The 12,078-nt window shown below is 70.0% G+C and carries 12 protein-coding genes; 2 read left to right on the forward strand and 10 right to left on the reverse strand.

What is annotated here, in order from left to right; translation table 11 throughout:
* Positions 1–24: 24 nt before the first annotated feature.
* From KCQ71_RS07910 to KCQ71_RS07955, 10 genes are all read right to left on the reverse strand, one after another.
* Positions 25–1,341 carry an aspartate aminotransferase family protein gene (locus KCQ71_RS07910; protein WP_223404573.1) on the reverse strand — a complete coding sequence of 439 codons (1,317 nt, stop codon included), beginning with the start codon at positions 1,339–1,341 and terminating at the stop codon, positions 25–27.
* A gap of 85 nt (positions 1,342–1,426) precedes the next feature.
* Positions 1,427–2,590, reverse strand: a complete 1,164-nt coding sequence (locus KCQ71_RS07915; RefSeq protein ID WP_223404575.1) for an ABC transporter substrate-binding protein — start codon at positions 2,588–2,590, stop codon at positions 1,427–1,429.
* Between the two features lie 86 nt (positions 2,591–2,676).
* Positions 2,677–3,435: an ABC transporter permease gene (locus KCQ71_RS07920; RefSeq protein WP_223404577.1), complete on the reverse strand. Its 759-nt coding sequence runs from the start codon at positions 3,433–3,435 to the stop codon at positions 2,677–2,679.
* Complete coding sequence (locus KCQ71_RS07925; protein ID WP_223404579.1) at positions 3,432–4,301, reverse strand: ABC transporter ATP-binding protein; 870 nt, start codon at positions 4,299–4,301, stop codon at positions 3,432–3,434. Before KCQ71_RS07925 ends, KCQ71_RS07920 begins: the two co-directional genes overlap by 4 nt.
* The gene (locus KCQ71_RS07930) at positions 4,298–5,251 is read right to left on the reverse strand and encodes an ABC transporter permease (RefSeq protein ID WP_372453959.1); all 954 of its coding nucleotides are present in this window, start codon (positions 5,249–5,251) and stop codon (positions 4,298–4,300) included. Before KCQ71_RS07930 ends, KCQ71_RS07925 begins: the two co-directional genes overlap by 4 nt.
* A gap of 31 nt (positions 5,252–5,282) precedes the next feature.
* Positions 5,283–6,320 (reverse strand): TIGR03842 family LLM class F420-dependent oxidoreductase, encoded by a 1,038-nt coding sequence (locus tag KCQ71_RS07935; RefSeq protein WP_223404581.1) that lies wholly within the window; start codon positions 6,318–6,320, stop codon positions 5,283–5,285.
* Between the two features lie 22 nt (positions 6,321–6,342).
* Positions 6,343–7,764 (reverse strand): dihydropyrimidinase, encoded by a 1,422-nt coding sequence (gene hydA / locus KCQ71_RS07940; protein ID WP_223404583.1) that lies wholly within the window; start codon positions 7,762–7,764, stop codon positions 6,343–6,345.
* Positions 7,765–7,787: 23 nt separating this feature from the next.
* Positions 7,788–8,636, reverse strand: a complete 849-nt coding sequence (locus KCQ71_RS07945; protein ID WP_223404585.1) for a nitrilase-related carbon-nitrogen hydrolase — start codon at positions 8,634–8,636, stop codon at positions 7,788–7,790.
* A gap of 201 nt (positions 8,637–8,837) precedes the next feature.
* Positions 8,838–9,623, reverse strand: coding sequence for an SDR family oxidoreductase (locus KCQ71_RS07950; RefSeq protein ID WP_223404587.1), 786 nt, complete (start codon positions 9,621–9,623; stop codon positions 8,838–8,840).
* 113 nt (positions 9,624–9,736) lie between these two features.
* Positions 9,737–10,438: a hypothetical protein gene (locus KCQ71_RS07955; RefSeq protein ID WP_223404588.1), complete on the reverse strand. Its 702-nt coding sequence runs from the start codon at positions 10,436–10,438 to the stop codon at positions 9,737–9,739.
* A gap of 164 nt (positions 10,439–10,602) precedes the next feature.
* Between KCQ71_RS07955 and KCQ71_RS07960 the strand changes: the two genes are divergently transcribed.
* Together KCQ71_RS07960 and KCQ71_RS07965 are read left to right on the forward strand one after the other, a co-directional pair.
* Positions 10,603–11,145 (forward strand): RNA polymerase sigma factor, encoded by a 543-nt coding sequence (locus KCQ71_RS07960; RefSeq protein ID WP_223404590.1) that lies wholly within the window; start codon positions 10,603–10,605, stop codon positions 11,143–11,145.
* Positions 11,142–11,990 carry a hypothetical protein gene (locus KCQ71_RS07965; protein WP_223404591.1) on the forward strand — a complete coding sequence of 283 codons (849 nt, stop codon included), beginning with the start codon at positions 11,142–11,144 and terminating at the stop codon, positions 11,988–11,990. Before KCQ71_RS07960 ends, KCQ71_RS07965 begins: the two co-directional genes overlap by 4 nt.
* Positions 11,991–12,078 lie beyond the last annotated feature (88 nt).

Below are 12,078 nucleotides of genomic sequence, written 5' to 3' on the forward strand. Positions count from 1 at the left end.
TCCTGCACCCTAACGAGAGGTCACTCAGACGCTGATCACACCGAACACCTCGTCGTAGATCGCGAGCGCCTGGGCCACCTCGTCGTCGGTCACGATGCACGGCGGCACCACGTGGATCCGGTTCTCCGCGGCGAACACGAGCAGGCCACGGTCGGCGCACGCGGCCTTGATCGCGCCGATCGTGGCCGGCGGCACCGGGGTGCGTGCCTCGGGATCGGTGACCAGGTCGAGGGCCCAGAACACGCCCATCCCCCGCACCTCGCCGATGATCGGGTGCTTGGCGGCGAGCGCGCGCAGACCCGGCCCGAGCACGTCGGTCCCGATCCGGTTGGCGTTGGCCACGATGCCCTCGGACTCCATGGCCTGCAGGGCCGCGAGGATGGACGCCGCGGCCAACGGGTGCCCCGAGTAGGTGAGCCCACCGGGGAACACCGTGTCATCGAAGGTCTTGGTGATCGGCTCGGAGATCATCACCCCGCCGACGGGCACGTAGCCGGAGTTGACACCCTTCGCGAAGGTGACCAGGTCCGGGGCCACGGTGCCGCCGTCGACCCCGTCCAGGGCGAGCCAGTGACCGGTGCGGCCGAACCCGGCCATGACCTCGTCCAGGATGAGCATGATGCCGTGCCGGGTGGCCAGTTCCCGGACGCCGGTGAGGTACCCGGGCGGCGGCACGATCACGCCGGCGGTGCCGGGCACGGTCTCGAGCAGGATCGCCGCGATCGAGTTCGGGCCCTCACTGAGGATGACCCGCTCGAGGTGGTGCAGGGCGCGCTCGGTCTCCTGCTCCGCGGAGTCCGACCAGAACTCCGAGCGGTACGGGAACGGCCCGAAGAAGTGCACGTGCCCGCGGGCGTACTCGTTCGGGATCCGCCGCCAGTCCCCGGTGGCGACGACGGCGGCGCCCGTGTTCCCGTGGTAGCTGCGGTAGGTGGACAACACCTTGTCCCGTCCGGTGTGCAGGCGCGCCATCCGGATCGCGTTCTCGACGGCGTCCGCCCCCCCGTTGGTGAGGAACACCTTCGTGAAGCCCTCCGGTGCGTGCCGCAGGATCTCGGCGACGGCGCGGCCCCGCACCAGGTTCGCCGTCGGCGGCGCGATGGTGGCCAGCTCGGCGGCCTGTTCGGCGATCGCGGCGACCACCTTCGGGTGACTGTGCCCGATGTTGACGTTGACCATCTGGGAGGAGAAGTCCAGGTACTCCCGACCGGCGTGGTCCCAGAGCCGCGAGCCCTGGCCGCGGGCGATCGCGATCGGGTTCAGGTGCGCCTGCGCGGACCAGGAGTGGAAGACCTGCTTGTCCAGCGCCAATGCCTCGGCGCCGAGATCGGATTCCGTCATCGATGACCTTCTGTTCTGGAGTGGGCCGTACCCGGTGAGGCTATCGCCGGGTACGGCCCGCGTGGGAGAGGTTGGCAGGTGGCCGCTAGTTACCGCCCTCGACCAGTTCCACCTCGATCGGCTGGAAGTCGGCGCCCATCACGTCCAGGCCCTCCGCCTCCACGTCCTCGAGCGCCTGCTCGATGTACTGCATGTCCAGCGCGGTGTCGGGCGGCGCAGTGGTGATCAGCGTGGACCCGGTCTCGTTCTGGGTCTGCAGGGCCATGTCCACGGTGTTGTCCCAGGTGGCCTGGTCCACGAGCCCGATGCCGTTCGTGGACGGCCAGATGAGCCGGTTCGTCTCGTTCGTCATCCAGAGCTGGTGGCTCTCACCGAGGGTGGACCCGGCGCTCGTGACGATCGTGGCGGTCTCGGCCGGGTTGTCCCGCGCGTAGACCCACCCGCGGATCACCGCGCGCAGGAACGCGACGGTGGTCTCGGCGAAGCCATCCTCGTTCGCGAGCCGCTCGGTGTCCGCCCAGATGGCGTCCTGCAGCATCGCGGACCCGACCTCGTTGTAGTCGATGACGTTCAGATCCTCCGGCTGGTACAACTCACCGGTGTCCGGGTTGAGGGTCTCGAGCACCTGCGCGTACTCGTTGTAGGTCATCGCCTGCGCGGCCTCGATGTCGCCGGAGAGGAAGCCGAGCATGTCGAAGCCCTGGGTGACGAGCTCGATGTCGTCGACGGTCAGGTCCTCCTGGGAGAGCGCGGCGAAGATCTCCCACTCGTTGCCGAAGCCCCAGGACCCGATCCGGCGGCCCTCGAAGTCGGCGATCGTCTCGATCCCGGAGTCGGCCATGGACACCTGCAGGGTCCCGGACCGCTCGAAGATCTGGGCGATGTTGGTGATGTTCGCGCCCTGCTCGATGGAGCCGAGCACCTTCGGCACCCAGGCGATCGCGTAGTCGACGTCCCCGTTGACCAGTGCGTCCTGCGGCACGATGTCGCCGCCGCTCTCGACGATCTCCACCTCGAGGCCCTCGTCGGCGAAGTAGCCCTGGTCCTGGGCGGCGAAGTAGCCCGCGAACTGGCCCTGGGTGAGCCACTGCAGCTGCAGCCGGACCTGGGTCAGCTCACCGTCGTCCCCTCCGCCGGTCGCGCCCGAGCCGGTGCCGTCGTCACCGCCGTCGTCGACGGTGCAGGCGGCCAGCAGCAGCGCCGCCGCGATCGCGCTGGCGCCGATGGCCAGTCGTCTGGAGTGCCTCATCGTGGTTCCTTCCGGTTGGTGGTGCGGTGCGTCGGGGTGTTCGTTCCGGGGTGGCTCCTGGGTAGGGGTCGACGGCGATGGTCGCCTCAGGCGGGGCGGTGCCGCACCGCGAGGGTCTCGACGGCGAGCGCGGCCAGGTAGAACAGGAGGCCGAGCACGATCGAGGCGAGCACGTAGGACCAGGCGCGCGCGTAGTCGCTGCCGGCCACGGAGGCCGTGATGAAGGTGCCAAGGCCACCGCGTGGTCCGCCGAAGTACTCGGCCACGAGGGCGGCGATCACGGACAGGGAGGATGCGATCCGCAGACCGGTGAAGATGAACGGACGGGCGGTCGGAAGGGTCACGGTGCGCATCGCCTGCCACCGCGTGGCGGCATAGGCGCGCATCAGGTCGCGGTGCACGGGCCGGGTCTGGCGCAGCCCGCGCAGGGTGTTCAGGAACACCGGCACGAACACGCTGATGCCGGCCACGGCCTGCCGGGCGGACTGCACGTCCGCGCCGTACATCGTGTAGAGCACCGGCGCGAGGGCCACGATCGGGATCACGGCGAGCGCGGCGACCAGCGGCGTCGTCAGCTCGTCGAAGACCCGGATGCTCGCCGCCACGAGGGCGAACCCGATCCCGAGCAGGCTGCCCACCACGAGACCGACGAGTGCGTTCCAGCCGGTCACCAGCGCCGCCGAGAAGAGCACCGGGATGTAGGCGAGGGTCTCGGCGAGGATGGCCGCCGGGCTCGGCAGCACGATCTGCGGGATCGCGAGCGCCGTGACCAGGATCTGCCACGCCGCGAGCACCACGATCCCGAGGAGCACTGGTGGCAGTATCCGGCGGGCGATGACGTTCATGTCGCCGCTCCGGTGCCGCCGGACCCGCCGCCGGTGCCCGCCACGCCGGCGCTGCCCGCGTGCAGACCCTCGCGGACCGCGGTGACCGCCTCGAAGAAGCGCGGATCCTCGCGCAGGGCGTCGGTGCGCTCCCCGACCGGCCCGAGTCCGGTGGTCACCGTGGTGGTGATCCGGCCGGGCCGAGGTGACATCACGACGACGCGGTCGGAGAGGAAGGCGGCTTCCGAGATGGAGTGCGTGACGAACACGACGGCCGCGCCGGTCTCGGCACTGATCCGCGCCAGCTCCGTCTGCATCCGCTCCCGGGTCATCTCGTCCAGGGCACCGAACGGTTCGTCCATGAGCAGCAGCCGAGGTCGCTCCGCGAGTGCCCGGGCGATCGCCACCCGCTGCTGCATGCCCCCGGAGAGCTGGTCGGGGAACCGGGCCGCGAAGTCGCTCAGGCCGACCAGTTCGAGCAGTTCCGTGGACCGGGCGCGCCGCGCGGCCCTACCCACGCCGTGCAGTTCGAGGGGCAGTTCGACGTTCGCGGCCACCGTGCGCCAGCCGAGCAGCCCGGCCTGTTGGAACGCGATGCCGTAGGCCTGGTCGAGGCGGGCCTGCGGCGCCGAGGTCCCGAACACCCGCACCTCGCCCGTGGTGGGCCGCTCGAGGTCGGCGATGATCCGCAGCAGGGTGCTCTTGCCGCATCCGGACGGTCCGATCAGGGACACGAACTCCCCGGCCGCCACCTCCAGGTCGATGCCCTTGAGGGCCTGGGTCGGGCCGTCGGAGGTGGTGAACGTCTTGTCCAGGCCGGTGACGGCGACCGCCGGGGCGCCGGCGCCGGCACGTTCGGGCGGCGCGGTCGTCTCGATGGTGCTCATGCTGGTTCCTCTCCTCGTCGGTAGCGGCGCAGCGCCAGGCCGAGCAGCGCGACTGCACCGGCGGCGAGCAGGCCGAGGCAGATGGCGCCGAAGATCGGCGCCCAGGACTTCGGTGGGTCCCCGGCCGCGGACTGCGCGAACTCGAGGATCATCCGGCCGATGCCGCCACGAAGGCCGATGGACACCTCCGCCACCACGGTGCCGATGACGGCGTTCGCGGCGGCCAGGCGCAGCGCCGGCAGCAGGTACGGCACGCTCGCCGGCAGCCGCAGCCTGATCAGGGTCTGCCACCAGGACGCGGCGTAGGAGCGCAGCAGGTCCGCGTGGATCGCGTCCGGGGACTTCAGGCCGCGCAGCGCACCGACCGCCACGGGGAAGAAGGCCAGGTAGGACGCGATGACCGCCACCGACATCCAGTTCTCCCAGGAGATCGGGCCGAGGGACAGCTTCGAGCCCCAGTTCCGTACCAGTGGTGCCAGCGCGATCAGCGGCACCGTCTGGGACAGCACCACCCAGGGCAGGATCGCGGACTCGGCGGTGCGCAGCCGCTGCATCAGCAGGGCCAGCGCCAGGCCGACCGTGACACCGATGACCCAGCTCAGCGCGGCGACCCCGAGGCTGAAGGCCGCGGCCTTGGCGGTGGCCACCCAGAGCAGGTCCGCGCCCTCGGCCCGGGTCACCGGTTCGGTCATCCGGATGGCCATGTCCCACAGGTGCGGCATCGCGATGTCCGTGGTCCGCGGCAGGATCCGCACCCCAGCCACGACGACCCCGTCGTCCGGGCCGAGGAACTTGTACGCCTCCCACAGCACGCCGACGGCCAGGACCCCGAGCAGGCCCATCAGCAGGCGCCGCGCCCGGCCGGAACCCTCCCGGGTGGGTGTGGTCAGGGCCGCCGCAGGGCCTGCGCTGTGCTCGGCGATCGCCGTGGCCGTGGTGTGCTCGCTCATCGGCGGCCCCGCCCGATCGCGACCGGTGCCCTCATGCGGTGGTGAAGGTGTCGATCACGTGCTCGCCGTAGGCGGCCAGCGTGGCGTCGATGGCATCGTGCTGCAGGTAGGCGCTGAACTGGTCCACACCGAGATCGGCGAGCGCCTGGAGCTTGGCGATGTGCTCGTCGGGGGTGCCGATGATGCAGAACCGTTCCACGATCTCGTCCGGCACGAACTGCGTGTGCGTGTTCCCGGCCCGGCCGTGCTCGGCGTAGTCGTAGCCCTCCCGGCCCTTGATGTAGTCGGTGAGCGCCTGCGGCACCACCCCCGCACTACCATCGCCGGCCGGCACGGCGCCGTAGCGAGCGACGATGTCGGCGACGTGGTTACCGACCATCCCACCGAACCACCGGCACTGCTCCAGCGCATGCGCCCGAGCCTCGGCGCCGCCGTCGGGCACCACGTACGCCGGCGCAGCCACGCAGAACGTGATGGCCGCGGGGTCCCGGCCCACCGCCTCGGCGGCGGCCCGGACCGCCGTGATCATCCACGACGCGATCTCCGGATCGGCCAGCTGCAGGATGAACCCGTCCCCGACCTCCCCGGCCAGGGCGAGCGCCTTCGGCCCGTACGCGGCCACCCACACTTCGAGCTCGGAGGAGGTGATCCACGGGATCCGTATCGTCGTCTCGCCAACGGTCGCCTCGCGGCCGTTCGCGAGCTCGCGGATCACCCCGACCGACTCCCGCAGGCTGGCGAGGGTGGTCGGCCTGCCGCCCTGCACCCGCACGGCCGAGTCCCCGCGCCCGATCCCGCAGATGGTGCGGTTGCCGTACATCTCGTTCAGGGTCGCGAACATCGACGCCAGGACGCTCCAGTCCCGGGTGGCCGGGTTCGTCACCATCGGGCCGACGATCACCCGCTGCGTGCGGGCGAGCATCGCGGAGTAGATGACGAACGGTTCCTCCCAGAGCACGTGCGAGTCGAACGTCCACACGTGGGAGAAACCGGCCTCCTCCGCGGCCACGGTGAGATCGACCACGCGCGAGGCGGGCGGGTTGGTCTGCAGGACGATGCCGAGATCCATGTGCGCTCCTTCGGGGTCGGGCTCAGACGAGGTACTGGGACAGGCCGCGCTTGATGTAGCGACCGTGACCCGCCCGCCCGCGGTACTCGCCGTCATCGACCACCACGGTGCCCCGGGAGAGCACCGTGTCCACGTGCCCGTCGATCTCGAACCCCTCCCACGCGGAGTAGTCCATGTTCATGTGGTGGGTCTTGCCGAGCCCGATGGACGTGTGCCCGTTCGGGTCGTAGACCACCACGTCCGCGTCCGCCCCCGGCTCGATGACGCCCTTGCGCCCGTACATGCCGAACATCCGCGCCGGGGTGGTGGACGTGATCTCGACCCACCGCTCCAGGCTGAGCCGACCCTCGACGACGCCCTGGTAGAGCAGGTCCATCCGGTGCTCCACCGAGCCGATGCCGTTCGGGATCTTGGAGAAGTCCCCAATGCCCATGTCCTTCTGGTCCTTCATACAGAACGGGCAGTGGTCGGTGGAGACCATCTGGATGTCGTTCGTGCGAAGGCTGCGCCACATGTGGTCCTGGTGGCCCTCGGCCCGGGACCGCAGCGGTGTGGAGCAGACCCACTTGGCGCCCTCGAAACCGGGCGCACCCAGCTGCTCCTCGAGGGAGAGGTACAGGTACTGCGGGCAGGTCTCGCCGAAGACGTTCATGCCACGGTCCCGGGCGGCGGTGATCTGCTCCACGGCCTGCTTCGCGGACACGTGCACCACGTACAGGGGCGCGCCGGTGAGGTCGGCGATCATGATCGCCCGGTGGGTGGCCTCCTCCTCCGCCTGCCACGGGCGCGAGATCCCGTGGTAGTACGGGTCGGTCTTACCCTCGGCGATCAACTGCTGCACGAGGACGTCGATCATGGCGCCGTTCTCGGCGTGCATCATCATCATGGCGCCGTTGCTGGCGCCCTTCTGGAACGCCCGCAGAATCTGCCCGTCGTCGGAGAGGAACACGCCCTTGTAGGCCATGAACAGCTTGAAGCTGGTGACGCCCTCGTTGACGAGTTCGTCCATGGCACTCAGGGAGGAGTCCTGCACGTCGGAGAGGATCTGGTGGAAGCCGTAGTCGATGGCGCAGTTGCCGGCGGCCTTCTCGTGCCAGGCGTGGTACTGGTCCAGGACGCCCTGGTCCGGGTACTGCACCACGAAGTCCACGATCGAGGTTGTGCCGCCCCAGGCCGCGGCGCGGGTACCGGTCTCGAACGTGTCCGAGGCGAAGGTGCCACCGAACGGCATCTCCATGTGGGTGTGCGCGTCGATGCCGCCGGGGATCACGTACTTGCCGGACGCGTCGATCACCGAGTCCACGGTGGACCGCAGGTCCGAGCCGAGCACGGTGGAACCGGGCTCGAGGAGGGCGGCGATCCGTTCGCCGTCGACGAGGACGTCGACCTCGCGCCGGCCGGTGCTGGAGACGACGGTGCCTCCGCTGATCAGGGTGGTGGCCATGGTGTGCTCCTCTCTGATCGCGGTCAGGGCTTGGGGATCGAGGTGTAGGAGTCCGGGCGGCGATCCCGGTAGAACTGCCACTCGTTGCGCACCTGCCGGATCAGGCCCAGGTCGAGGTCGCGGACCACGATCTCCTCGTGCTCGGACGAACCCAGGTCGCCGATGTGGTTGCCACGGGGGTCCACGAACTGGCTGGAGCCGTAGAACGTGACGGCCAGGTCCCCGTACTCGTTGTCCTCGGTGCCCACCCGGTTCGGCGCGGCGACGAAGTACCCGTTGGCGGCCGCCGCAGCGGGCTGCTCGATCTCCCACAGCCGGTTGGACAGCCCGGGCTTGGTGGCGTTCGGGTTGAACACGATCTGCGCGCCGTTCAGGCCGAGCTCGCGCCACCCCTCGGGGAAGTGCCGGTCGTAACAGATGTACACCCCCACGGGGCCCACCGCGGTCTTGAACACCGGGTAGCCGAGGTTGCCGGGACGGAAGTAGAACTTCTCCCAGAACTTGTCGAGGTTCGGGATGTGGTGCTTGCGGTAGGAGCCGAGGATGGCGCCGTCCGCGTCGACCACGACGGCGGTGTTGTAGTAGACGCCGGGCTGGTCCTCCTCGTAGATGGGCAGGATCATCACCAGGCCGAGCTCCTTGGCGAGGGCGGCGAAGCGCTGCACGATCGGCCCGTCCGCCGGCTCGGCGTAGTCGTAGTACTTCGGGTCCTCGGTGATGCCGAAGTACGGGCCGTAGAACAACTCCTGGAAGCAGATGATCTGCGCCCCCTGCTCCTTCGCGTCCCGGGCGAACTGCTCGTGCTTGTCGAGCATCGACTCCTTGTCCCCGGTCCAGGTCGTCTGGGTGATCGCGGCGCGTACAACGGTCATGCTGTGGCTCCCGTCTACCGGCGGATGTGTGCCCGATCGACCCACACCCGGCTCGTGGTTGGTCATTCTTCGGCGTGCGTGTTACGACGACGTTTCACTCGGTGTCACACGGGTGACACGCCCTCGTGTCCGTCCCAACGTAATCGAACGGCGGGCAGTCTGGCACCGTCTTCAACGATTGGTGCCCTACCCGGGGGCGCGTCAGAGTCCGACGCCGCGGGCCACCTGGGTGTTCGAGGCCTGCGCGACCGGGCGGATGGTGAGCGAGTCGATGTTCACGTGCCGCGGCCGGGTCAGGGTCCAGGTGATGGCGTCGGCGACATCCTCGGCGAGCAGCGGGTGCGTGACGCCGTCGTACACCGCGGCGGCCCGCGCCGGGTCGCCGAGCCGGTTCAGCGCGAACTCCTCCGTGCGCACCATGCCGGGGGCGATCTCGATCACCCGGATCGGTTCACCGTTCAGCTCCAGGCGGAGCGTGTTGCCGATGACCCGCTCGGCGTGCTTGGCCGCGACGTACCCGGCGCCGCCGGGATAGGTGCCGTGCGCCGCCGTGGACGTGAGCAGCAGGATGTCCCCGCCGCCGTCGGCGCGAAGGTGCGGGAGCAGCGCCTGGGTGACGCGCAGGGTCGCGGAGACGTTGATCCGGAACATCTCCTCCCAGTCCGCAACGGAGGCGGACTCGACCCGGTCGGCGCCGCGGGCGCCGCCGGCGTTGTTCACGAGGGCGTCGAGCCGGCCGCCCGCCGCGACCGCCTCCGCCAGCGCGGCCACGTCCGACTCCCGGGTGAGGTCGGCGACGACGTACTCGGCGCCGGTCTCCGCGGCCAGCGCGGCCAGGCGGTCCTCACGTCGGGCGGTGGCGACGACGGCGTAGCCCGCCGCCCGTAGCGCGCGTACCGTTGCCGCACCGATGCCGGTGGAGGCGCCGGTGACGACGGCGCGCGGTGCGGTCGGTGTGTCGGGCCGGGTGGCCGGTGGCTGGCTCATGCCGTCATCGTGCCCGCCGCCGTGGCTGCTGGGGTAGCCCCGTCCACGGGGCGGGACACACGCCACTGGTCGGTGGACGTCGGTCGACGACGCCCACCGACGTCAGCGGAGGCTCACAGGTAGCCGCAGGCGGTGCCCCAGTTCGTGTAGTGACCCAGCCCGACGTGCCGCCAGAACCGGGCACTGTAGTTCGTGCCGGCCCCCGAGTAGACGCTGACGCTGCGCTGCGTCCCATAGGAGTAGCTCGCGACGCTGCCGCTGACGAGCCTCGGGGACGTCCCGCAGCTCTTGTAGATGCTGATGTAGCCGGAGATGTTGCCGCTGCCGTAGTAGGCGAAGCTGCTCACCACATAGTTGCCGCTGCGACTCACGCAGATCGAACCGGGCCCGCTCGTGGTGGAGCAGTCGGCGGCGGCCACGCCGAACTGCTGGGTGTGTGCCTCGGCGCTGGCGAGCCCCTGGCTGGCGGAGTCGCTGAAGGTTGTGGCCGTCGCTGCGGCGCAGTTCTCCTGACGGTCGACCACCGGCAGCAACACGTCCGCCGGTGCGCCGATCTGGGCGGCGACGTCTGGCATGGTGGTGTCGGTGATCTCCACCGAGACCAGCGTGCAGCCGCGCTGGGCCGCATCCGCTGCCCAATCGGTGGCGCGCGCGGCGTTGCGCTCCGCCTCTGCCCACGCGTACCACTGCGCGTCGGTCGCGTCGGCGGCCGGCTGGTTGCCGACCTCCGGCTCCAGAACCTGGACGTCTGCCGAGGCCGGCGCCACCATGACCGCGCCGGCCAACAGTGCTGCCGCGGCGGCCACTGCGGTCACGGCCGCCCTCATTCGTGAGGTACTCACGTACTCCCCTTTCGCCGGTCGGTCGACCGGGGTCAGTTCGGTTAAAGCCTTACCCGCACGATCGTGACACACATCACGTATGTAATCACTCCAGGGGTGCCGGACATATCAAGGTGTAGGGGACGGGGAGAGGGTGGATGAAGGCCACGCCGGAGGAACGGTTCGAGTCCTTGTACTGGACTCACCACCACGAGCTGTTGGCCTTCATCCGCCGTCGCACCTCGCCGAACGTCGCGGAAGACATTCTGGCCGAGACGTTCGTGGTCACGTGGCGACGGATCGAGGAGGTGCCGATGGAAGCGCGACCGTGGCTGTTCGGCGTCGCCCGGAATTCGATCCGGAACTACGTGCGGACGGACAACCGACAACAGGCACTCCGAATCCGGCTCGAGCAGGAGCCGCCGGAGGCGCAGCACGACCTCTCGGTGTCGATCGCCAGCCGTGCGGACCTGGTGCGGGCGTGGAACCTGCTGACCGACTCCGAGCAGGAGGTCATCGCGCTCACCGCATGGGATGACCTCAGCAACAACGAGGCCGCCGCGGTGCTGGGGTGCACCAAGAGCGCGTTCGCCGTGCGACTGTTCCGGGCCCGCCGTCGTCTCCTTCATCTATTGGAACGCACCGGAACCGGATCCTCAGGGTCGGGCCCGCGGCGTCAGGCGCAGGGGAGCCAGTCATGACCGATCGCAACTCGACGCTGCTGCGGGCGGTGCAGCAGCTGGACCCGCAGGCCAATCCGGATCCGGTGGACAGCGAGGCACTGCTGGCGCGAGTGCGGCTGGCGATCGCGGACGCGCCGGCGGAGATGCCGGACCTCGCACCGCGCCAGGTCCCGCGCACCACCCGACGGGTCGTGGTCGGAGCGGCAGCGGCGATCCTCCTCGGCGCCGCCGTGTACACGGTCGCGAATCCGGGCCAGCCGCCCGCATACGCCTCCTGGACACCGACCCCCACGGAGCTCACCGCCCCGGTGGCGGCCGAACGCGCCGCCGAGTGCCCGACGGTGGAGGTCATGCAGGGTCCACCCGAGGACCCCACCGACATGACCGACATTCCGCTGACCTTGCATCTGGCCGAGCAGCGCGGCGACTACACGTTCGCCGTCTCCTCCGGCGTGAGTGAGGACGGTGAGCCCGCATACAGCGTGTGCCTCGTCGACGCGAACAGCGGTATCACCACCGCACAAGGTGCCATCCTGCCGGCCGACTCCGCGGTGGCTCCGTCCTCGGCCGACGGGGTGGAGGTCTTCAACGACAGCGTCGACTGGAGCGTGACCTCGGAGGAGGACGCGATCACCTATGTGTTCGGCACCGCCGGAACGGACGTGACGGCCGTCGATGTGCACACCGACTCGGGCAGCTTCGCGCACGCCTCGCTCGCAGACGGCTGGTGGGCCGTCTGGTTCCCGGGCGACGTGGACCTGACCACCGATCTCACGGTGACCACGAGCGACGGCACCACCCGGGAGGTGGCCGCGGTGCCGAGCACCTCGGACGACACCGCCGACCCGGAGGACACCGACTGAGGCGGAGCACAGAACCGAACAGAACTTGGACGGCTCGGTCGACATGGGATCGAGCAGGTCCGGGCACCGGAGTGGGGAGGGCCATCCG

Source organism: Occultella gossypii, assembly GCF_019947135.1.
Lineage (GTDB): Bacteria > Actinomycetota > Actinomycetes > Actinomycetales > Beutenbergiaceae > Occultella > Occultella gossypii.